At 64.9% G+C, this 20,454-nt stretch carries 25 protein-coding genes, 2 pseudogenes and 1 CRISPR repeat array; of the genes and pseudogenes, 15 read left to right on the top strand and 12 right to left on the bottom strand.

Annotated features, from left to right (window positions below):
* Positions 1 to 48: 48 nt before the first annotated feature.
* A CRISPR array of direct repeats spans positions 49 to 320; the repeat unit is 28 nt; unit sequence GTGCTCCCCGCGCTAGCGGGGATGAGCC.
* Positions 321 to 447: 127 nt separating this feature from the next.
* From QP413_RS08875 to QP413_RS08860, 4 genes are all read left to right on the top strand, one after another.
* Complete coding sequence (locus QP413_RS08875; RefSeq protein WP_284781484.1) at positions 448 to 810, top strand: helix-turn-helix domain-containing protein; 363 nt, start codon at positions 448 to 450, stop codon at positions 808 to 810.
* Positions 811 to 1,206: 396 nt separating this feature from the next.
* Positions 1,207 to 1,428, top strand: coding sequence for a hypothetical protein (locus QP413_RS08870; protein WP_141759500.1), 222 nt, complete (start codon positions 1,207 to 1,209; stop codon positions 1,426 to 1,428).
* A gap of 293 nt (positions 1,429 to 1,721) precedes the next feature.
* The gene (locus QP413_RS08865; RefSeq protein WP_284781483.1) at positions 1,722 to 2,576 is read left to right on the top strand and encodes a hypothetical protein; all 855 of its coding nucleotides are present in this window, start codon (positions 1,722 to 1,724) and stop codon (positions 2,574 to 2,576) included.
* 242 nt (positions 2,577 to 2,818) lie between these two features.
* The gene (locus QP413_RS08860) at positions 2,819 to 3,724 is read left to right on the top strand and encodes a cutinase family protein (protein WP_284781485.1); all 906 of its coding nucleotides are present in this window, start codon (positions 2,819 to 2,821) and stop codon (positions 3,722 to 3,724) included.
* Positions 3,725 to 3,914: 190 nt separating this feature from the next.
* Here QP413_RS08860 and QP413_RS08855 read toward each other — a convergent pair whose 3' ends face one another.
* The 4 genes from QP413_RS08855 to QP413_RS08840 all read right to left on the bottom strand — a co-directional run bounded on the left by QP413_RS08855 (position 3,915) and on the right by QP413_RS08840 (position 7,102).
* Positions 3,915 to 4,673 (bottom strand): decaprenylphospho-beta-D-erythro-pentofuranosid-2-ulose 2-reductase, encoded by a 759-nt coding sequence (locus tag QP413_RS08855; protein ID WP_070757859.1) that lies wholly within the window; start codon positions 4,671 to 4,673, stop codon positions 3,915 to 3,917.
* A gap of 31 nt (positions 4,674 to 4,704) precedes the next feature.
* The gene (locus QP413_RS08850) at positions 4,705 to 6,120 is read right to left on the bottom strand and encodes an FAD-binding oxidoreductase (protein ID WP_284781482.1); all 1,416 of its coding nucleotides are present in this window, start codon (positions 6,118 to 6,120) and stop codon (positions 4,705 to 4,707) included.
* 154 nt (positions 6,121 to 6,274) lie between these two features.
* Positions 6,275 to 6,649 carry a phage holin family protein gene (locus tag QP413_RS08845; protein WP_015382082.1) on the bottom strand — a complete coding sequence of 125 codons (375 nt, stop codon included), beginning with the start codon at positions 6,647 to 6,649 and terminating at the stop codon, positions 6,275 to 6,277.
* 147 nt (positions 6,650 to 6,796) lie between these two features.
* Positions 6,797 to 7,102, bottom strand: a complete 306-nt coding sequence (locus QP413_RS08840) for a hypothetical protein (RefSeq protein ID WP_231837675.1) — start codon at positions 7,100 to 7,102, stop codon at positions 6,797 to 6,799.
* A gap of 94 nt (positions 7,103 to 7,196) precedes the next feature.
* Here QP413_RS08840 and QP413_RS08835 point away from each other — a divergent pair, with 94 nt between their 5' ends.
* The 4 genes from QP413_RS08835 to QP413_RS08820 all read left to right on the top strand — a co-directional run bounded on the left by QP413_RS08835 (position 7,197) and on the right by QP413_RS08820 (position 10,134).
* Positions 7,197 to 7,886: a hypothetical protein gene (locus tag QP413_RS08835; RefSeq protein ID WP_012361181.1), complete on the top strand. Its 690-nt coding sequence runs from the start codon at positions 7,197 to 7,199 to the stop codon at positions 7,884 to 7,886.
* A 49-nt stretch (positions 7,887 to 7,935) separates the two neighbouring features.
* Positions 7,936 to 8,691, top strand: coding sequence for a hypothetical protein (locus tag QP413_RS08830; RefSeq protein WP_262369077.1), 756 nt, complete (start codon positions 7,936 to 7,938; stop codon positions 8,689 to 8,691).
* Positions 8,692 to 8,932: 241 nt separating this feature from the next.
* Positions 8,933 to 9,589 (top strand): GtrA family protein, encoded by a 657-nt coding sequence (locus QP413_RS08825; RefSeq protein ID WP_284781481.1) that lies wholly within the window; start codon positions 8,933 to 8,935, stop codon positions 9,587 to 9,589.
* A complete protein-coding gene (locus tag QP413_RS08820) occupies positions 9,586 to 10,134 on the top strand; it encodes a GtrA family protein (protein ID WP_284781480.1) in 549 nt (182 codons plus the stop codon). The genes QP413_RS08825 and QP413_RS08820 overlap by 4 nt, the downstream gene beginning before the upstream one ends.
* An 80-nt stretch (positions 10,135 to 10,214) precedes the next feature.
* Here the strand turns inward: QP413_RS08820 and QP413_RS08815 are convergent, their stop codons facing one another.
* The gene (locus tag QP413_RS08815; protein ID WP_070757849.1) at positions 10,215 to 10,865 is read right to left on the bottom strand and encodes a Crp/Fnr family transcriptional regulator; all 651 of its coding nucleotides are present in this window, start codon (positions 10,863 to 10,865) and stop codon (positions 10,215 to 10,217) included.
* Between the two features lie 274 nt (positions 10,866 to 11,139).
* On the opposite strand from QP413_RS08815, the gene QP413_RS08810 reads away from it, so the two are divergent.
* Positions 11,140 to 11,373, top strand: coding sequence for a heavy-metal-associated domain-containing protein (locus tag QP413_RS08810; RefSeq protein WP_070757847.1), 234 nt, complete (start codon positions 11,140 to 11,142; stop codon positions 11,371 to 11,373).
* 157 nt (positions 11,374 to 11,530) lie between these two features.
* Positions 11,531 to 11,941, top strand: a pseudogene (locus QP413_RS08805) (cation-transporting P-type ATPase); the annotation flags it as partial.
* Between the two features lie 53 nt (positions 11,942 to 11,994).
* On the opposite strand, the gene QP413_RS08800 reads toward QP413_RS08805, so the two are convergent.
* The gene (locus QP413_RS08800; protein WP_001389365.1) at positions 11,995 to 12,759 is read right to left on the bottom strand and encodes an IS6-like element IS6100 family transposase; all 765 of its coding nucleotides are present in this window, start codon (positions 12,757 to 12,759) and stop codon (positions 11,995 to 11,997) included.
* A gap of 88 nt (positions 12,760 to 12,847) precedes the next feature.
* On the opposite strand from QP413_RS08800, the gene QP413_RS08795 reads away from it, so the two are divergent.
* The gene (locus tag QP413_RS08795) at positions 12,848 to 13,051 is read left to right on the top strand and encodes a hypothetical protein (protein WP_005053843.1); all 204 of its coding nucleotides are present in this window, start codon (positions 12,848 to 12,850) and stop codon (positions 13,049 to 13,051) included.
* Here QP413_RS08795 and QP413_RS08790 read toward each other — a convergent pair.
* From QP413_RS08790 to QP413_RS08775, 4 genes are read right to left on the bottom strand one after another with little or no spacing between them, the layout of a single operon-like run.
* Complete coding sequence (locus tag QP413_RS08790) at positions 13,048 to 13,245, bottom strand: hypothetical protein (protein WP_005053846.1); 198 nt, start codon at positions 13,243 to 13,245, stop codon at positions 13,048 to 13,050. The two genes, QP413_RS08795 and QP413_RS08790, sit on opposite strands and share 4 nt — an antisense overlap.
* A gap of 15 nt (positions 13,246 to 13,260) precedes the next feature.
* Positions 13,261 to 13,581 (bottom strand): multidrug efflux SMR transporter, encoded by a 321-nt coding sequence (locus QP413_RS08785; RefSeq protein ID WP_019160223.1) that lies wholly within the window; start codon positions 13,579 to 13,581, stop codon positions 13,261 to 13,263.
* Positions 13,581 to 13,928, bottom strand: coding sequence for a multidrug efflux SMR transporter (locus QP413_RS08780; RefSeq protein WP_005053852.1), 348 nt, complete (start codon positions 13,926 to 13,928; stop codon positions 13,581 to 13,583). The genes QP413_RS08785 and QP413_RS08780 overlap by 1 nt, the downstream gene beginning before the upstream one ends.
* A 2-nt stretch (positions 13,929 to 13,930) precedes the next feature.
* Positions 13,931 to 14,461 carry a TetR/AcrR family transcriptional regulator gene (locus QP413_RS08775; RefSeq protein WP_019174037.1) on the bottom strand — a complete coding sequence of 177 codons (531 nt, stop codon included), beginning with the start codon at positions 14,459 to 14,461 and terminating at the stop codon, positions 13,931 to 13,933.
* A 253-nt stretch (positions 14,462 to 14,714) separates the two neighbouring features.
* Here QP413_RS08775 and QP413_RS08770 point away from each other — a divergent pair, with 253 nt between their 5' ends.
* Genes QP413_RS08770 through QP413_RS08760 form a run of 3 tightly spaced genes read left to right on the top strand, consistent with a single transcriptional unit; the run spans position 14,715 to position 16,368 of the window.
* On the top strand, positions 14,715 to 14,957 hold the full coding sequence (locus tag QP413_RS08770) for an antitoxin VbhA family protein (RefSeq protein WP_019174038.1): 243 nt from the start codon (positions 14,715 to 14,717) through the stop codon (positions 14,955 to 14,957).
* The gene (locus QP413_RS08765) at positions 14,957 to 15,817 is read left to right on the top strand and encodes a Fic family protein (RefSeq protein WP_070424185.1); all 861 of its coding nucleotides are present in this window, start codon (positions 14,957 to 14,959) and stop codon (positions 15,815 to 15,817) included. Before QP413_RS08770 ends, QP413_RS08765 begins: the two co-directional genes overlap by 1 nt.
* 2 nt (positions 15,818 to 15,819) lie before the next feature.
* Complete coding sequence (locus tag QP413_RS08760; protein WP_070758718.1) at positions 15,820 to 16,368, top strand: recombinase family protein; 549 nt, start codon at positions 15,820 to 15,822, stop codon at positions 16,366 to 16,368.
* 18 nt (positions 16,369 to 16,386) lie between these two features.
* Here QP413_RS08760 and QP413_RS08755 read toward each other — a convergent pair whose 3' ends face one another.
* Positions 16,387 to 17,151, bottom strand: coding sequence for an IS6-like element IS6100 family transposase (locus QP413_RS08755; protein WP_001389365.1), 765 nt, complete (start codon positions 17,149 to 17,151; stop codon positions 16,387 to 16,389).
* Positions 17,152 to 17,212: 61 nt separating this feature from the next.
* On the opposite strand from QP413_RS08755, the pseudogene QP413_RS08750 reads away from it, so the two are divergent.
* Positions 17,213 to 18,577: pseudogene (locus QP413_RS08750) on the top strand (heavy metal translocating P-type ATPase); the annotation flags it as partial.
* A 74-nt stretch (positions 18,578 to 18,651) separates the two neighbouring features.
* Here QP413_RS08750 and QP413_RS08745 read toward each other — a convergent pair.
* Positions 18,652 to 19,971 (bottom strand): glycosyltransferase family 2 protein, encoded by a 1,320-nt coding sequence (locus tag QP413_RS08745; protein WP_284781479.1) that lies wholly within the window; start codon positions 19,969 to 19,971, stop codon positions 18,652 to 18,654.
* Positions 19,972 to 20,454: the final 483 nt, after the last annotated feature.

Genomic DNA, 20,454 nt, shown 5'->3' with positions numbered 1-20,454 from the left:
TAGCGGGGATGAGCCCAAGTGCAGGTCGATGTATGCGCCGCCGTGGTAGTGCTCCCCGCGCTAGCGGGGATGAGCCCCAACCTTCACCCCTGTCACCGGAGACGTCGCCGTGCTCCCCGCGCTAGCGGGGATGAGCCCATCGACCGGCATTCATGGGAGACCCGCCAGCGGTGCTCCCCGCGCTAGCGGGGATGAGCCCGGTGTGGCCATGTCCAAAACCTCGTTGGATCAGTGCTCCCCGCGCTAGCGGGGATGAGCCTAGTGCAAGAGGTGTGTGCGGTTTGAGCGCGTTGTGCTCCCCGCGCTAGCGGAGCGTGGAATCTCACCGGGGGTGTTTGGAGAGGGGAAAAGTCGCTTTTATACAGGTTGCAGTGCCTTGGAGGAGTTAAATTCTGTAACTTTGAATGTTACGATACGGAAGTGAGTGGAAATGCTAAGGCTGGAAGAATGGTTCGAGCTGCTCGCGAGCAGCTCGGTATGTCGCAGAGTGAACTTGGTGCGGCACTCGGCAGAACGCGCCAGTGGGTCTGGCGACTCGAAACAGCAAGCGACCCTAAGGCGCGCTGGCCTGTTGGTCTCACTCCGCTCCTGGCGGCGGTGTTGCAGATCAGTCCACGGGATCTCTTGATCGCAGCGGGGATCCCAGAGGAGAACTGGCCAGACCTCGCGAGCGTGAGCTCTAACGGCACAAATCTCGTGGTGATCGAAGCTACTGGCCTAACTGAACGGCAAATTAGCCTGCTGCACAGCATTGCCGAGGAGTTTAGGAGCAGGGATCTTGACCACGAGGGGTTCTATGACGCCGACTAGCGTTTCGCCGTCCATGATCGCATCGCTCCAGCGCGACGACCGCCCAACCTACTCGGTGTGTTTCCCGCGCTAGCGGGGATGAGCCCAGGTCGGCGGCCTCGCCCCACGACACGCTACGGTGTTCTCTGCGCCAGCGGGGATGAGCCCTCTGGTTTCGACCTGCTTGACGGCCTGACCGTGTGCTCCCCGCGCTAGCGGGGATGAGCCGGAGCCGATGAAGCCGTGTGACAAGCCGGACTCGTGCTCCCCGCGCTAGCGGGGTCCGCCGCGCAAGGTGGAGGTGCTGGCCATTGAGGGGGGGGAGTGTTCCTCGCGCCAGCGGGGACATCTGTTCCCCGACTACAACGTCCACAGAGCCACTGCCATAACCCTCGCGCACGCGCTGCCTGCGCGCTATTGTCGGTTTTGTCGGGCAAATCTCCCGGCTCCGCGCTCGCTGGCGCGCGGGAGCTCAAGAGAAAAATCGACTGGAGGGCAACAATGGGGATCATCGATAGCCTGCAGGCCTGGGCTGGGGAGCATGAAACATTCATCTTCATTCTTTTCATGACGCCGTTCGCCATCGGATTGAGCTTCCTGTTTGAGGGCGGAGACGGCGGCGATTACGGCGGGGATTAGCTCCGTTGTCAGCATCGTCGGCGCACTCGACGCGCCGGGTAGCTGGGAGCTCGCGCGGTCGCGGTTGATGTGTTCCGCGTGAATCCAGGACTGTGCCGCGCTCGTGGCCTATCTTTGGCCTATCTGACTGCGCGTCACTCGCGTCCCACCGAGGCCTAACGCCCCGGCGTAAGCTGTGGCTGTGCATATGAGTTGCACAATATTTATTGCAATTTTCCTGATAAAAAGTAAAGTGAAGGCTTCTATCCAACTGCGCTACTCGACCCGGGACAGCGCAGCACAGCCACAAGGGGATGACATTGAAGAATGCGGTGAAGCGCCTCGCAGCAGCAGCGGCCACCATCCTGGCCGCCACCAGCCTCACGCTGGGCACTGGCCAGCCCATCGCTGCGGCGGCCAGCAGCGGATCCAGCGGTTCCAGCGGCAGCTCGCTGGGCAGCTCCCTCGGCAGCTCAGAGGCTCGGCTCGACGGGATGAGCTTCAACCAGTCCCGCATCATCCGGGGCGGCGCCAGCTTCTGGGTCCAGCGCGCCGACGGCTCCGTCAACCCCTGCACGGTGACCAACGTCGTCCGTCGGGGGCACACCAACTACGCCGTCACCGCAGGTCACTGTATTTCCGGCCATGTCACGCAGATCCGCCACAAGGGTCAGGTCATTGCGGACGCCGCCGACGTCCGCGCCGGCTGGCACATCGTCCAGGGCAACAAGCGCCCCGGTGGGCACTTCATCAACGACTTCGGCTACTTCCGCCTCAAGCCGAACGTCAAGGTGCAGTACAACGTTGTCCACCTGGACCGGGTCCACCCAGTCCACCAGCCAGCTAGTGCTGCGACCCGCGCCATCCATCGCCGTGCAGTGAGCGCACCCTTCGGCGCCCCGCTGCGTGTCCACCAGGGCATGGTCGGGCGCATCGCCTGCAAGGAAGGCAACACCACCGGCCTGACCTGCGGCCCCATCGTCCGTGTGAACGAAAAGACCCAGGACGTCTCCGGGCTCATCCCCTCCCGCCCGGGTGACTCCGGTGCGCCGCTCTACCTCCTGGGCCGCGACGGGAAGCGCCACCTCATCGGCCAGCTCGCCGGTGGAACCCACTACGCCTACAAGTCCTACGACGGCTACGTCCACAACCTCGCGCGCATCAAGTAACGCCGCGAGCAGGGACGTCGTCGGCGCCTTCGTCAGCCACGACGTCGCGATGACGGACGTTCCCACCAGGGCCCCCGCCCCCTAACGGTCCCCGCCCCTCTACCGGCAGCTGAAGATGAGCCCGCCGGTCAGAGGGGCGTTATCATGCCCAGCGGCCTCGAGTAACCAAAATACTCATAATGTATTAAGTTTTACTTGTAGATATCCGGGCATAGTTACCAAAGGACGCAACAACCGTGGGGATGAAGAAGTTCGCAGCAAAGCTGGCCGCCGCTGCACTGACCGGAGTGCTCGCACTCGGCGGGGCAGCCACCATCGGGGGAGGGGCGAATAACGGCCTGCTGGCCAGCGCGGATGCCGCCCCAGTCGGCTCTGGCTTCGCCTTCACCCCAACCGCGCAGGGCGCCTGCACCAGCACCATGGTCATTGCCATCCCCGGCGGCGGCAATACCGTCGACGGTGTGCCAGACTCCGTCCCGCACGGCTTCCTCGTCGGGCAGGTAGCCAACCAGCTCAGCGCACATGGCATCGCCCAGCGCACCGTCAGCTACCGATCAACCCCCTTCTTTACCCTGAGCTACGACCAGTCCATGCGTCAGGGCTACGGGAAGGCCCGCCAGCTCATCGCCCAGACCGCCGCGCACTGCCCGAACGCGAAGTTCGCGCTCGTCGGATTCTCCGAAGGCTCGGACATCGCCTCCCACATCATCGCGGACATCAATGCAGGTCGCGGCCCGATCCCGGCCAAGCGCTTCGCCACCGCCGCGCTGATCGCCAACCCGCACAACGGGCCCGAGAGCAAGCACAAGGGCGGCACCCTGCGCGACGGGGAGGGCATCCTCGGCGCCATGCGTGGCTACGGCAAGCTCGGCGACCGCGTCCTCGACATCTGCAATATCGACGACTTCATCTGCAACCGCTACGCCGCCACCCCGGGCACCCGCACGATCGCCAAGAACGTGCTCCACGCCTCCGCAGCCAATGGCTTCGCTGGACTGAACCCGATGCAGGTCGTTGGCGAGGCCCCGCGCATCGCGATGGGCACCCGCCAGCACACGAAGACCTACCAGTACGTCAGCCCGATCCCGCACGCCGTCGGCCACGTCCTCGCTCACCGCGACCTCCCGAAGGCCGAAGACCAGGACTAGGACGTCCAGCCGGGGCACCGTCCGCGGCACGGTCACGGCGCGGTGTCGAACCGCCGGCTACCCCCGGCGCGGCGTCGAACCACCGGTTACCCCGCCGTAGGCCGTCGTTGTAGCTAGGAAACACAAACGGGCCAGCACGTTCACCGTGCTGGCCCGTTTCGCTATCCGCGGACTACCTACGCCAATCCGACTAGATCGGCAGCTTCCGCAGTACCCACATCGGCAGGTGCTTCAGCACCAGCATGATCGGGCGGAACAGCGGGTGGACCCAGACGATCGTCTTCTTATCGTCCACCGCCTTCGCGATCGCCTTCGCCGCATCGGTCTTATCGACGGTCAGCGGGGCGTCGTCCAAATCCTTCGTCATATTCGTGCGGACCTGGCCCGGACGGACGGTCAGCACGCGCACACCAGTGCCGCGCAGCGCCTCGCCGAGCAGGCGGTAGAAGCCGTCCGTGCCGGCCTTCGTGGAGCCGTACACGAAGTTCGACCGGCGCACCATCTCACCCGCGACGGTGGAGAAGGCGACGATCTGGCCGTGGCCCTGCTCCTTCATCTTCTGGCCCAGCAGCACACCGACCGAGACCGCGCCGGTGAAGTTCACCTGTGCGGCCTGCACGGCGAGCTTCTGGTCCTGCCACTGCTTCTCGTTATCGCCCAGGATGCCGAACGCGACGATCGCGATATCGATATCGCCGGCGGCAAAGGCCTTGTCGATGACCGCCGGGTGGGAATCGAAATCCACGGCATCAAACGCCAGGGTCTCCACCTCGGACGCACCGGCAGCCTGGCAGCGGCGGGTGGCGTCGTCCAGGCTCTCGCCCTCGCGGGCAGCGAGCACCACGCGCGCCGGGCCACGGGAGAGGAATTCCTCCACCACGGCCAGGCCCATGTCGGACGCACCGCCGAGCAGCAGGATGGACTGTGGCTTTCCAACAGCATCAATCATGAAATAACTCCTTTAGAAGGCTCGTCGGTGTTTAGTGCAGCTCGAGGCGGCGGGACATATCGGATGCGAACACGCCCGTCGGGTCGATGTCGCGGCGGGTCTTCAGCCAGCCCTCCATGCCCGGGTACATCTTGTGGAAGTTCTCCGCGGAAGTGCGGGACTCCTTCGCCAGGTACAGGCGGCCGCCGAACTCCATGACGCGGCGATCCAGGTCGTCCAGAAACGCGCCCAGTCCCGGCCGGATCGGGAAGTCCACGCACACGTTCCAGCCCTTCATCGGGTAGCTCAGCGGCGCGCGGTTGCCCTCACCGAAGAGCTTGAAGACGTTTAGCGCGGAGTAGTGGCCGGACGCCTGGATGTCGCGGATGATCTGCTTGAACGGCTCCACCGCCTCCGTCGGGACGACGAACTGGTACTGCAGGAAGCCCTTGGAACCGTAGCCGCGGTTCCACTCACCGATGAGGTCCAGCGGCTGGTAGAACTGCGTGAGGTTCTGGATCTGGTTCCGTGCAGGCGAACCCATCATGTAGTAGGCCTCGCCGATCGCCATCAGGGAGAGCTTGTTCATCGTCCAGGACGGGAAGATGTCCGGCACGGTCATCAGCTGCGGGGCGTTGAACTTCAGCGGATCCTTCGCCAGCTTCGGGGCGAACTCCTTCAGCTGGTCCAGCGTGGCCAGGGAACCGCGGGAGATGGTGGAACGGCCGAGCTTCTTGCCGCCGGAGATCGCGTCGAACCAGGCGGAAGAGTACGTGTAGTTGTGCTCCGAGCCGTCGGAGTGGAACTCGATCGTCTCGTCCAGCGTGTTCGTGCGGTCGGTGTCCGCAATGAAGTAGGCGGTCTCCGTGCGCGTCATCTCGATGCGGGCGCGCAGGATGATGCCGGTCAGGCCCATGCCGCCGACGGTGGCCCAGAACAGCTCACCCTTCGGGTCATCCGGGGTGCCCTCCGGCTCCAGGTGCAGGACGCGGCCGTCGGCGACGAGTAGCTCCATGGATAGGACGTGGTTGCCGAAGGAACCCGCGGAGTGGTGGTTCTTGCCGTGAATGTCCGGCCCGATTGCGCCACCGATGGTGACCTGGCGGGTGCCCGGCAGGACGGGGACCCACAGGCCGTAGGGCAGGGCGGCCTTCATCAGCTGGTCGAGCGTCACCCCGGCATCAACGTCCACGATCGCCGTGTCCGGGTCGATGTCGTGGATCTTGTTGAGCTCCTGCATATCGATGACGAGACCGCCGGCGTTGTTGGTCGGGTCGCCGTAGCTGCGGCCCATGCCGCGGGCGATGACGCCGCGCTTCAGGTGGCTCGGCTTATCCGCGTTCTCGTCCGCGACCTGAGCCACGGCCTTCGCGATGGTCTCCACATCTGGTGTGGACAGCACCTCTGCCGTGGTGGCCTGAGTGCGGCCCCAACCGGTCAGGGTCTTTGTAGTTGTATGGATGCTCATGGGTTTCAAGCGTAGCGCCGTAGCCTGCGAATAGCCTGCTAAAACAGTCGGTTCGCTAGTACAAATCCATGATGTCGCGTATCTCACTCCCGCGACGCGTGGGAGGGCAGGCTCACGCGCCGGGCGGGGCGCGCTACGGGAACCTTTAGCGAGCTTAGAGGGCGGAACCGATGCCAATCGCCTTGAGCGTGCCCTCCACGATCCAGGTGGCGATGGCCATGAAGATCGCGCCGAAGAACGCCGCCCAGAAGCCACTGACCACCAGGCCGTTGCCGATGCCGCTGGAGATCCAACCGACAAGGGCGAAGAGCAGCGCGTTCACGATCAGCGAGAACAGCCCCAGCGTGAGGATGCGCAGTGGCAGGCTCAGCAGCCGCACGACCGGGGCGATGAAGGCGTTAACGAACATGAACACCAGCGCGGCCCAGATGAAGGCGCCCACACCGCCCATCACGGAAACGCCAGGAATAACCAGGGTGACCAGCCACAGCGCGACGGCCGTGACCACAACGTCGAGTGCAAAACGCATTAGAATCCTTCGTTCTTCAACATGTCTGTCACGGCAGCGCCATGCCGGGGACAGAACCGACATCAAGCGGGCACCGCGAGTATGACAAATAGTTAACTACCAGTATATCTGCGCTTTAGGCGCATGTCTGCGCGCTGGCCGGTTTCGCTAGTACAGGTCCATAATTGTGCGGATCTCCTCCGGGAGCTCCTCGATGCTGGTGATCTCCGGCCCGTCGTAGTCGCGCAGGATATCGCGCACCCGCTGGCGGCTCACCGAATCCATGATCGGCAGCTCCTGGGCCATCATTCGCGTCATCCACGAGTTCAATGGCAGCTGCGTGCGCTCTGCTGCCTCATAGGTCGTTTCCTCCCCGACGCCACCGACTCGCAGCGGTGGCTCCTTCTGCTCTTTCGGCTGCTTGCCGACGATGTTGGAGAGGCCTGTGCTGAGTTTTTCGAAGAGTCCTGCCATGCCTAGAAATTCTAGCCGGGGCTGCAGACACGTCCCCGTCGGTCGCTGTGGTCTAGCCAAGGGGGCGCCTGGCTGCCGGGGTAAAATGCTGAGCATGAAGAAACCACCACTCGCGTTTGAAGCTCTGGCCGCTGCCGCAGGCACGGCTGCGTTCTATGGCATCAAGGACTTCCTGCCCGCCGGCCGGGGCCGTGGCTTGCTCCGGGGCGCCGCGCTGGTCGCCGGGATCGGCCCCTACGTGCTGCGTTCCACTGCCGAAACGATGGAATTCGCGAAGGAGGAATTTTCGCACGCGAGCAAGCAGACCGCCGAACTACGCAAGCTCCTCGACGACGCCCGCGCCCGCCAGCAGGAGGGAGCTGTACCGCAGGACAGCGACGTCGCCGACCTGGCTGCGGGGGAGGACGTCGCCGTCGATGGCGATGCCTTTAACGACGACGTCGTCCCAAACGGCGTGGTCGATGACGGTGCGGTTCGCGACGGTGCGGCCGACGAGGACGGGGAGGACGCAGAGGAAATCTGGCCGCCGAATGATCCTCGCTGGTGGGACCGGGTATTCAGCCTGCCGCCTTACGCCGTGTTGCCAGGTGCGGCGGTGGTGCTTGTCCTTGCCGTGACGGTGGGGGTGCGCATCGACCGCGCGATCCAGCGGGCTGGCGTGAAGGCGCTGGAATCCCGAGGCGTGAAGCACCCGAATGCCGCGTGGGGTGTGATCTCCGGGGTGATTGGTGCGCTCGCGGTGGTGGCGGACCGGAAGACCCAGGAACGGGCGGTGCGCAGCTGAGTCTGCGTGCGGGCACGGCGTGTCTGGGGAGGTCGCTAAGATCGAGGCCATGAGCCCAGCGAGTGAAGCACAGAGCCCCAGCGTCGAGTCTTCGAGCGCCGAAGTTTCCAGCGCCGAGACTTCGAGCACCGAGGTTTCGAGCGCCGTGGCGTTGACACCCACCCCAACCTTGGCGGTGGCGCCCTCCGACCGGCCGGAAGACACGCCAGGGCCGATCACGTATTACCCGCCCGTGCTCGTCGCCTGCCGGGTGGGGGAGACGACCGCGATCTGGCAGGTCGAGACCGATCCGGAGCTGACGCGCGGCGATTTTTCCGGCGCCTGGCTGCTGGGGCCCGACGGGGTGAAGGGCTTCGCGGGGGAGGCCGAATGGATTGAAGATCGCGAGGACCCGGCTGCGATGGCGCGGCTGCTGCTCGTGCACCCGGTCTTCCTCACCGAGGACTCGCAAGGGGACATTAGCTACGGCGGCCTGGCGGAAGGCGAGCTCCACCTCGTGGATGTCGCCGCCAGCCAGAAAGCGGCTGAGGCCGCGGTTGCTGCGGCGAAGGCCGAGTTCGAGGAGGCCAACGGGGGCAAGCGCTCCACCGGATGGGGAGAGGTTCGCCCCATCGAGCCGGTCGAGGGCCACCCGCCGCAGGGGCTGGACGAGGACGCGGAAAAGGCCGTGACCAGCGTGCTCGCGTTGGCGCGTGGGGTGCGGACGTGGAACCGGGACTGGGCGGCATTCGAAGCGGTGCGGAAGCGCCGGCTGAAAAACGAGCCCGACCAGCCCCGCTGGGTACCGATCCGCCTGCAGGACTAAACCGGGGTACTGGTCGGCGTGGACTGCGGGTGCAGGGGCGGGGCTCGCGCTGGCAGAGCCGATCAGTGTTACCGCGCGGCGTGGACCGTGACATGGACGCAAAGCCGGGGGCGGCGTCGTAAAAATCAGCGTGCGGCCGTCACGGCAGCGCGACTGTCCAGTACGGGAGTGGCCAATATAACGCCCGAACAGGCGGCGAGGGAATAACAATCGGCCAGGAAATACGCGTAATCTAACCTCCGTGCCAGAGACTCCCAATGACCACACCAAGCTGCAGCCGCGCACGGCCGCGAAGCCCACGCCCGCAGGGCGTTTGGCTCGCTCCAAGGCCATCGCGCGGCAGTTTCTGCGCTTCGGCCTCGTTGGTGCCAGTGGCTTCGTGGTCAACCAGGCAGTCTTTGTGCTGTCGAAGAAGCTCTTCGATCAGGGCTTTGGCATCGACGACCTCGAAGTGCTCTTCCAGCTGCTGAACACGCAGTGGAATATGCGCTGGTACCACCTGTTTTCGGTGCTGGCTTTCCTCGTCGCGAACGTGTGGAACTTCGTGCTCAACCGCTACTGGACCTTCAAGGGCCACCATAAGCAGCCCTGGTGGATCCAGCTGCCGCAGTTCATGGCGGTGGGCGTATTCGGGCTGCTGATTACGCTGGCGGTGTCCACGCTGGTGGTGCACACGAACTCGCCGATCGGGCTGCCGGAGCACATCTTCGACAACTCTACGGGCCTGCGCACCCGCTCCTACTGGGGTAACTTCATCGGCGTGATCGTGGCGGTTCCCGCGAACTTCCTCTTCAACAAACTCTGGACGTTCCGCAACAAGGGGCCGAAGGGGTCGAGTGATTCGGAAGGCCAAGCCGCCGACGTCGTCCCGAAGATCGAAACCGAGGAGCCCAAGTGACCAGCAAGCGCCCAGAACAGCCCGTGACCAGCGACGCGCGCGGTGCGGGCGGAGCGGCGAACGGCTCGGCGGGGGCCGGGGCGTCGGCAAACAGCGAGGCGGGCGCTGAGGCTGGGGCGGGCGACGCCGTCGTGAAGGACAATATCGGCCTGAACCAGCAGATCTTCCGCTTCATCCTGACCGGCGGGCTGTCCGCGATCGTGGATCTCGGCTCGACGCTATTCCTGCGCTTTGTCGTTGGGATGACTGATAGCGGCTCGAAGGCTATTGGCTTCGTCCTGGGGACTCTCACGGCGTACATGATTAACCGGCGCTGGACGTTCAACGCCGCGCCATCGACCAAGCGCTTCGTGATCACGATGGCCACCTATGCGCTGACCTTTGTGGTGCAGGTCGGCCTGTATAAACCGTTGTTAATCCCTCTGCTGGAGAGCCACACGACTTTTTCGCCTCTGGTCGTGCGCCTAATCTCCTTCGTGATCGCGCAGGGGACCGCCACGGTGTTGAACTTCCTGATCCAGCGCTTCGTAATCTTCCGCAACTAGCGGGGGTGCGAGCTGGCTCGTTCCCGTCTCCGTGGTGGACTCTTTGTTAGGACGCCGACCTGCGCGACCAAACCCAGCCATTACTTTTCTGGCAGGGGCTTGAGTAGTTCAATCCGCTGTCGCCCCGGGGCTACAACCCCGGCCTTGATCAGCGTGGACATCTCCCTCGAGGTGGACTCCAGTGTGGTGCCCGCAATCCCCGCGATGTCTTCCCGTCGGATAGGAGCCTCGAGGATCCGGCCGCCGTCGCTTAGGCTCCGCCCGAACTTCCCGTCCAGGTAGTCCAGCGTCTCCAGCACCCGGCTGCGCACCCGAGCCGTGGCATTGTGCACTTTACGGGTCTGCGCCTCCTGCAGCGTGCGTTGCTGCAGGTGCAGCATCGCCGCCCCAACCTGCGGATGTGCGCCCACCATGCGTGTCAGCTTCTCTGCCGGCAAGAACAAGCAGCACACGGTCGTGGTCGCCCACGCCGTCACGGTGGCCTGCACCTCGCCTGGCATCATCGCGCCCAGCACGTCGCCCTCTCCGCACAGATCCACGGTCAGCTCGTGGCCCTGATCCGTGGCTTGGGTCAGCCGCACCACCCCGGACATCACCATATATAGCCCCCGTAGGGGCTCACCCTGCGTGTACAGTGGCTCGCCTTCGGCCCACGCGTGGGCGACCACCTGAGAATCGAATGCCGTACGCCCAGCGGCGTCCAAACTACTGGTGAGAGGGGAGTGCTGCATCACGCGATCCCGCAACTCGGGTGGGCAGACGTGTGGCTCAGAGCAGTGTGAAGGCATGCTCCCGATCCTAACCCGCAAGCCCGCGTTTGCCCCGGTCGAGCACCAATTCCGCTCAACTTGATCTGCGTCAAGGAAGCCCGTGGCAAGGCCCCATAACTTGAGAGTTGGAGCAAGGAAACAACAGCAACCACCAGGAAGCATCCAGGCAATCAAGCCCCTTGCACAGCCCCACGAACGGGGAAACAAACCACACACGAGGGAAAAGGAGACCCCAATGTCCAACGCAAACCTGAAGAACATCGTCCTCCGCTCCGACGAATTCTCTTGCCCGAGCTGCGTCAACAAGATCGAGACAAAACTCAACGGCATGTCCGGTGTGGACAGCGCCGAGGTGAAGTTCAGTTCCGGCCGAATCATCATCGATTACGACGCCGACGCGTTGAGCGTCAAGGACCTCGTCGGTGCCGTCGCGGACGTTGGTTATAACGCCAAGCCGAGCGCTTACTAAGCGCCGGATAGCCAACAGCCAGCATGACCGTAAAGAGGCAGATGTGAGCAAGAAAAACACCCCTGACACAGCGAAAACCGCTGTGAAAAACTGGGGACCAGTGGTGGCATCGGGCATCGCCATCGCCATCAGCTGGATCACCGGCATCGAGTGGATCATGCTGGTTGCTGCCGTCATCGCGGGCTACCGCATCGCCATTAGCGCGGTGCAGGCCCTGCGCGTGAAGCTGATCAGCATCGACCTGCTCGTCGTGACCGCCGCCGTGGGCGCGGTCTTCATCGACAACTATTGGGAATCAGCCGCCGTCACCTTCCTCTTCGCCCTGGGTAAGGCGCTCGAGACAGCAACCCTAAGAAAGACCCGCAAGGCCCTCAGCGATCTTGTGGATCAAGCACCCATGACCGCCCGCGTGCTCCGCGAGGGCCCCAATGGGCCCAGCGAAGAAATCGTGGAGCTGTGGGAACTTGAGCCCGGGGACGTCGTCATCGTCAAAAACGGCGAGCAAGTGCCGGTCGACGGCGCCATCGTCCACGGCGTCGGCGGGCTGGACGAGGCCATGATCACGGGGGCTCTGTTGCAAAGATTGGCGGCAGTCAGAGGTAGGCTGTCGCTCTGCGCCGATCAGGCGGCTGCTGCGAAATGGTGGTTGAGCATGCCCATGGCCTCCGTCAGCGCCGAGGGCCCAATGCCAAAAGCTCTCTCCACAAGGCGCACCTCGCCCCTGATGCCGGGCTGCAGGCACCAGGGGCGAGCCTGTCCTTTGCGCAGGGCTCGCATGACTTCGAATCCCTTGATCGTGGCATAGGCCGTGGGGATCGATTTGAAACCGCGCACCGGCTTGATCAGTATCTTGAGCTTTCCGTGATCGGCCTCGATCACGTTATTGAGATACTTCACCTGCCGGTGGGCCGTCTCCCGGTCCAGCTTTCCTTCGCGCTTCAATTCGGTGATCGCTGCACCATAGCTCGGCGCTTTGTCGGTATTGAGCGTGGCAGGCTTTTCCCAGTGCTTCAGGCCTCGCAGGGCCTTGCCCAGGAACCGCTTCGCTGCCTTGGCGCTGCGGGTCGGCGACAGGTAGAAATCGATCGTGTCGCCCCGCTTGTCGACTGCCCGGTACAGGTAGGTCCACTTGCCCCGCACCTTGACGTAGGTTTCATCCAGGCGCCAGCTCGGATCAAAGCCACGCCGCCAGAACCAGCGCAGCCGCTTCTCCATCTCCGGGGCGTAGCACTGGACCCAGCGATAGATCGTCGTATGGTCGACCGAAATGCCGCGTTCCGCCAGCATTTCCTCAAGGTCGCGATAGCTGATCGGATAGCGACAATACCAGCGCACCGCCCACAGGATCACATCACCCTGGAAATGGCGCCACTTGAAATCCGTCATCGTTCCGTCCGTCCAATCTCCGCCAAGCATGCTCAAGCTTCACGATTTTTGCAACAGAGCCCTCCCGGAAGCTCTGGGGGGAGTTTCGATGACTGAGCGGGTGGCCGAACAAGTGCGGCGACTGCTGCACGAGCAGCCGGAGCTTGAAGTCGTGTTCACCGATGCGCTCACCGCCGACAGTTACCTCCACAGTGGGCGCAGCGGCCGCCCAGTGCTGTTCCTGCACACGGCGCACCGCCAGCTCGTTGACGAGCTGCGCGGCCGCGGTGATGACCCCGGCCGACCGCACTAGTCCAATGGGCGGGAGGCGTTGCGCAGCTCGTCGACGACTTCGCGATGCTGTGGGTGTACGAACAGGATGAGGGCCTGGCCGTGCGTGCTCAGAAGATGACTGTCGACGGTGATTGCGTCCACGAATCGGATGTCGACGGCAGGATCTTCCAGGAGGGCGCGGCGAATTGCCGCGAGGGTGCGAGCGACGGTCATGGCCGTGTCGGCAGGCTAGTGGGCCGCGCCGAGTTCGACGAGGAGGACGCCGCCGATGATGAGGGCGATGCCGAGCGCCATGACCCAGGTGAAGGGCTCTTTGAACAGGAACTTGCTGGCCACTGCGGTGAGGGCGACGCCGGAGGCGGCCCAGATGCCGTAGGCAACACCGATGCCGAGCCCGAGGGCAAGGACTTGGGTGAGGAAGAAGAACGCGCCGAGGTAGCCCACGACGACGGCGATGTAGAACAGTTTCCGTCCGCCGGTTGCCAGGCGCAGGGAGAGCGCCGCGCCGACTTCGAGGACGATCGCGAGGATGAGGAAGAGCCAGACCATCAGATGCTCGCCTCCCTCTTGCGCTGCGCCGCTTGCGATCCGAGTTCGACGGTGAGAACACCGCCGATGATCAACGCCAGGCCGAGGATCATCACGCCGGTCAAGGGCTGTCCGAACAGAAGTGCCGCCAGCACCGCCGTCAGGGCGACGCCCATCGCGCCCCAGATCCCGTACGCAACCCCGAGGGCCATCCCCTCGCGTAGAACGAGCGCGAGAAGCGTGAACGCGCCGACGTAGCCGATCGCGACGAGGATGTACCAGGCGGGGTGGTCCTGGCCGGCTTGGAGGGCGAGGGAGCCGGCGACTTCACTGATGATCGCGCCGGCAAGCAGGAGCCATTTCTTCATAGTCAGTCCTTCACGAGGTTGTGGGCGAAGGCGCGGAGCTGCGCCAGGTCGCCGGGGGTAGGAGGGGAGACGTTGGCGGCTTCGGCAAGCCACCCGCCGTCGGCCAGGAGGCGGGCGGCGAGCAACCGGGTGCGTTCGTCCGGGGCGACGTCATCGGGCACGACGAGCCAGGGCGCGAGACGTTCGGCCCAGCGCTGCGTGAGCGAGCGGCGCAGCTTCGGATCACTCATCGCCACCAGGTCGGTTTCATCGAAACCCCCGGACAGTGACCAGTCGACATACGCGCCGATGCGCGCGGCCGGCGCCGCGCCCTCCGGCGACGACCCGAGGCGTGCGACCAGCGCCTCTTCCCAGCGGTCCAAAACGGAGTCCACCAGGGCGAGCATGAGGGCTTCCTTCGTGGGGAAGTGATACATCACCCCCGGCTTGGTCAGCCCCACACTTCGGGCCACGGAATCCAGAGACACCGCCCGCCCCTCGTCGAGCTGAGAGAAGGCGGCCGCCAGGATCGCGGGGCGAGGATCGGTGCGCATGAGTGTAGGTTACCATTCGGAAGGTAACCAGGCCATCCAGCAGATTGCCGGCGCATAGGTTCATCACCGCGAGCCGAGTAGGCCGAAAACGATCGTTTTCGGGCAGCCGTGCCGGACGGCCCGCCGAGGCAGCGACACGCCGTTATCTGACCGACCGAAACCTATGACCGAAACCAACCCCGACCCGAAACCCGACCTATACCGTTTGCGGGCAGGCCGGTAAAATCAGGAGTACACCAGGAGGTGCAGCATTATGTCGCAACCATCATTTGACGTAGAGGCCCGCTGGCCCGAGCTGTTCGACCAGCTCGACGCTGACCAGCGCCGAGCCGTTGTGCGCTCGCTCGCGGCAGGCTGGCATGAGGGATGGGAGCCGAACCGCGAAGACGTGGCCGACCTCATCGACTACACGCGCGGCGCGCTGACGTTCGAGGACTACGAGGCGCGCACCGCCGCTAAGGCGGCGCGCATCGCCGGAGCGGCCGCTACGCTCTGATGCCGCACCAGTTCGATTCGTGGGAGTCATACTTTTACCCGGAGACGTACAACGCGCAGACCCGCAATGGCGTGCTGCGCAACATACCGGACATTCGAGACGCCGCAGCGCTGCGCACCTACGACTACCGCATGTCGTTTGCGCGCCGCATCGAGCTTGAGTTGCGCCCGGAGCTTGTGACTCGCACGTTCGACGGCGAGCACATGAAGCAGATTCACGGCCACCTCTTCGGCTCGACCTTTGAATGGGCTGGTCAGTACCGAACGGTGAACATGGCGAAGGGCGGCGGAGCCGCTTTCGCTGATGCTCACAACGGCGCGATAGACGCCTACTTAGACAACGTGCGCGTGATGGTCGAGCGCACCGATTGGGCGCAGCTCAGCCACGCCGAGTTCTCGGAGCGCGCCGCCGAAATCTTCGCCTGGACAAACCAGAGTCATCCGTTCAGAGAGGGCAACGGACGCACTACCAAGGTGTTCATGGAGCACGTTGCGGAGCGCTCACCGTACACGCTTGAGTTCGAGCGCGTGCCCGAGGAAGTTTGGAATATGGCATCGGCCGCGACGCGGCCGCCGCTGGGGGAGTACCTACCCAACCATGTTCCGATGGTGCCCGTGTTCGAGCACGCGGCCGTGCCGCGGTCGAACGTGCTGATGCACGAGGGCGGCCGCGTCACAGGCGACGCAGCGCCCGAGAAGCCGATGACGCTTGGAGAGCGCATCGAGCGCAAGGTGAACGAGCTGCGCGAGGCTCGGCCGAGCAAGCCGAAGCACGCAGCAGATCGCGGCCGGGATATGCCCGAGCTGGGCGACGGATCGAAGCCGAAGCCGCCCGAGCGTGGCCCGAGCTTAGGACGATAGCCGTGAGGCTCGGATATACCCGTGTCAGCACCCGCGAGCAGAATGCAGACTCGCAGATCGCCCGCCTCGAACAGGCAGGGTGCGAACGAATTTTCGTTGACGTTGGCTATTCAAGTCGCGTTGAGGATCGACCCGATTGGATCGAGTGCCGGAAGATTCAGCGCCCCGGTGATGAGCTGGTGATTCCCTCGCTCGACCGCGTGGCAGGCACTGACAGCATCGCTATCTCGGTTATCCGTGACCACGCAGCGCGTGGCGTGAAGCTGCGCAGCCTCGATGAACCGTGGATGGACATAGACCCGTCAACAGCGATGGGTGAAGCCATGCTCAAGATCATGGCGACGCTCGCGCAGCTTCGCGTCGATATGATCCGTGAGAACACCCGCAGAGGCGTCGAGCACGCGCGCTCCCAGGGTCGCGTCGGCGGCCGCCCGACCGTCATGACACCCGAGCGCATCGCAATGGCGAAGACCATGCGGGAGGCTGACCCGCCGATGAGCTACGAGCAAATCGCGGGCTCTGTTGCAAAGATTGGCGGCAGTCAGAGGTAGGCTGTCGCTCTGCGCCGATCAGGCGGCTGCTGCGAAATGGTGGTTGAGCATGCCCATGGCCTCCGTCAGCGCCGAGGGCCCAATGCCAAAAGCTCTCTCCACAAGGCGCACCTCGCCCCTGATGCCGGGCTGCAGGCACCAGGGGCGAGCCTGTCCTTTGCGCAGGGCTCGCATGACTTCGAATCCCTTGATCGTGGCATAGGCCGTGGGGATCGATTTGAAACCGCGCACCGGCTTGATCAGTATCTTGAGCTTTCCGTGATCGGCCTCGATCACGTTATTGAGATACTTCACCTGCCGGTGGGCCGTCTCCCGGTCCAGCTTTCCTTCGCGCTTCAATTCGGTGATCGCTGCACCATAGCTCGGCGCTTTGTCGGTATTGAGCGTGGCAGGCTTTTCCCAGTGCTTCAGGCCTCGCAGGGCCTTGCCCAGGAACCGCTTCGCTGCCTTGGCGCTGCGGGTCGGCGACAGGTAGAAATCGATCGTGTCGCCCCGCTTGTCGACTGCCCGGTACAGGTAGGTCCACTTGCCCCGCACCTTGACGTAGGTTTCATCCAGGCGCCAGCTCGGATCAAAGCCACGCCGCCAGAACCAGCGCAGCCGCTTCTCCATCTCCGGGGCGTAGCACTGGACCCAGCGATAGATCGTCGTATGGTCGACCGAAATGCCGCGTTCCGCCAGCATTTCCTCAAGGTCGCGATAGCTGATCGGATAGCGACAATACCAGCGCACCGCCCACAGGATCACATCACCCTGGAAATGGCGCCACTTGAAATCCGTCATCGTTCCGTCCGTCCAATCTCCGCCAAGCATGCTCAAGCTTCACGATTTTTGCAACAGAGCCATCACGGGCGAATCCATCCCCGCAGAGAAGAAGGACGGCGACCAGGTCTTCGCCGGCACCTGGCTGCGCAGCGGCGCGCTGCGCGTCGAGGCTGTGGACATCGGCTCGGATACCACCCTGGCCAAGATCATTCACCGCGTCGAGGACGCCCAGGATGACCGCGCGAAAACCCAGACCTTCCTGGAGAAATTCAGCCGCTGGTACACGCCGGCCGTCATGATCGGCGCGATTCTGGTCGGCCTGATCACCCGCAACACGGAGCTCGCCCTGACCCTGCTGGTCATCGGCTGCCCAGGCGCGCTCGTCATCAGTATCCCGGTGTCCATCGTGGCCGGTATCGGGCGCGCGGCCCGCGACGGCATTCTCATCAAGGGTGGCGAGTACCTGGAGCAGGCCGCGAAGGTGGACGCCGTGGTCGTCGACAAGACGGGCACGCTGACCCTTGGCCGCCCGGCGCTGACCGATGTGCGCACCCTGCCGGGTTCGCGCTGGTCGGAAAAGGAAATCCTCCAGATTGCCGCGGACGTGGAGAGCGCCTCCGAGCACCCCCTGGCCGCCGCCATTGTGGAAGGCGCGGTGGACCGGAGCGTGCGTGAGGCCGGATTCGTCGCTGATATTCAGGACGCCGATCCGGTGGTGGCCCAGGGGATCACAGCAACCGTGCCGGGTGTCGGCCGAGTGTCCGTGGGCACTGCCGAGCTGCTGGATGATGCGGCGAGCGGCGTTAATGCCGCCCTGGCAGCGGTGGCCGAGCTCAACGAGCAGGGCAAGACCGCGATGATCGTTGGCGTGGACGGTGCGCCGGCCGGCGTGGTGGCCGTGGCTGACGAGGTACGGCCAGAAGCGCGGCCTGCGGTGGAGGCACTCCACAAGGCCGGGGTGAAGGTCGTCATGGCAACGGGTGATGCCAAACCGGTGGCGCGCAACGTCGCTGCCGAGCTGGGCATCGATGAGTTCCACGCAGGCATGCTGCCCGAGACGAAGGTGGACGTGGTCCGCGGGCTGCAGTCTGAGGGCCACACCGTGGCGATGTTGGGCGACGGCGTGAATGACATGCCCGCGCTAGCCACCGCCGAGATTGGCGTGGCGATGGGCGCGGCCGGGTCGCCGGCAACCATCGAGACCGCGGATATCGCGCTCATGGCCGATCGGCTCACGAGGCTTCCTCAGTCGCTGATCCTGGCCAAGCGCACCGCACGCACCATGCGGGTGAACATCTTCATCGCGCTGGCAACGGTGCTGGTCCTGCTGCTGGGAGTGTTCCTCGGTGGCGTGACCATGGCGGTGGGCATGCTGGTCCACGAGGCGAGCGTGCTGCTGGTCATTGTGATCGCCATGACGCTGCTGCGACCCGTGCGGACCTAAGGCCCGCTGGGCGGGGGCCGGCCCTTTCTGGGCCGGTCGAGGCTTGGACCAGTTTCCTCTGGGCTTCAGCCCTGCTACTCCGGGCGCTCGAAGCGCTCCTGGCGGCCCAAAGTGTGCAGCTGGAGCCACTCGCGGAAGCCGGCGACGTCCTTCCTCTGGACCAGGAAGAACCACGCGAAGCGCGCGTACTCCTGCGGCAGCAACCGCCGCATGCCCGGCTGCGACATGAGGTAACCGCGGTTACGGTACGTGAAGTAGCGCTTGAACTCGCCGTCCGGGTACTGCGTGTGCATGCGCCCGCCGAGGATCGGCTTGAACTCCTCCGAACCATCTGGGTGCGCATAAGCACAGGTCAGGCTCGTGCCGAAGCGTAGGCCGCTGCGGACGATGCGGCGGTGGTATTCGACCTCGTCGCCGCGGATGAACAGCCGATAATCCGGCACGCCGATGATCTCCATCGCGCGGGCGGAAATCAGCGCACCGTTGAAGAGGCTCGCGATGCCGGGCAGGAAGTCCCCCTCGAGTTCGGAGACGCGGCGGCGCCACGTGAGCCCCTGGCGCAGCGGGAAGGCCAGGCGATCCGGGTTGTTGATGTTCGTGACCAGCGGAGATACCTGCGCGAGCTGCTCGCGTTCGGCGACGTCCAGCAGGGTGGCGAGGACGTTCTCGTCGGCGGGGCGGCCGTCGTCGTCGGCGCACCAGATGGCGTCGGCGCCCAGGGCGAGTGCTGCGAGGAAGCCGAGGGCGAAGCCGCCCCCACCGCCCAGGTTCGTGCGGCTGGGCAGGTACATCGGGCGGGGACGTCGCTGGGGGACGTCGCCCGAAGCGGCGGAGGGGGAGCTGGACGCGGACGTCGACGTCGTGGCGTCGTCGTTGTCGTTGGCAGCGGCGCCGTCGGGAACTTCCTCGGAGGCCTTGGTGATCGCCGCCCCGACGGTCTGGATCTCCGCGAAACGGCGGGCGGCGATCTCAGCGGACGCGCGGCGGGACTGCGGTTCGCCGCCGAGCGTCGCGTGGACCAGGGTTTCGACCGCGGGGTCGGCGCCGTTGTCCACGACGATGACCCAGTCAGGACGACGGGTCTGCTTGGCCACCATATCGAGGCTGCGTTCCAGCAGGTCAACGCGGTTGTGGGTGACGATCACGGCGGCGATGGTGCCGCGCGGGTCGATGGCATAGCGCCCCGGGTTGGGTGCGGTGTGGTCCGTGGCCGGGGTCTGCGGGCCGGTGCGTGAGTGCGGGGCGTGCGGGCCGGCGTGTGAGTGCGCGGTGTGCGGGCCGGCGGTGGTGGTGTCCGAGGATTGGTCGGTGGTGTTGATGGTGCCCTGGGAGCCGGTGATGCGGGCGATAGTGCTGGTGGCAGCGTTTTTGAGTCCTCGGAGCGCGCGTTTCATGGGTGCTACTTTACCCGGTCTGCGTGAGGCCTCTGGCGATGCGCGCCGGGCTGGCGCGTGCCCGCGCCCCTGCCCTGGCGGCTTCGCGGGCTAGCTCGGCTGCCCCGGCGTGGGGCCGAGCGTGAGCCCGTGCTCCTTGCACTTCACCCGGTTGCGCTCCACCCCACCCGCACCCGGTTTTGGGCTGTAGCGTGTCAGGTTATGTTTGTTTTGTGGCACGGCACGACCCAAAACCGCGTTTGTGCGCACCCGGCCATGCGTTTCTCCCGTGTTCCCAACCGTGTGCCCGTGTGCCCGTACGTGCCCCATCCCCTGGCGATGCGCGTCGGGCTGCGCGTGCCCGGCTCCCTGTTCCGGTTTTGGGCTGTAGCGTGTCAGGTTTTGTTCGTTTTGTGGCACGGCACGGCCCAAAACCGCGTTTGTGCGCACCCGGCCATGCGTTTCTCCCGTGTTCCCAACCGTGTGCCCGTGTGCCCGTACGTG

The sequence above is a fragment of the Corynebacterium sp. UMB4614 genome, assembly GCF_030217065.1.
Classification (GTDB): domain Bacteria; phylum Actinomycetota; class Actinomycetes; order Mycobacteriales; family Mycobacteriaceae; genus Corynebacterium.
The sequence above is the reverse complement of the archived record's forward strand: the minus strand, read 5'-3'. Positions and strand labels throughout refer to the sequence as shown.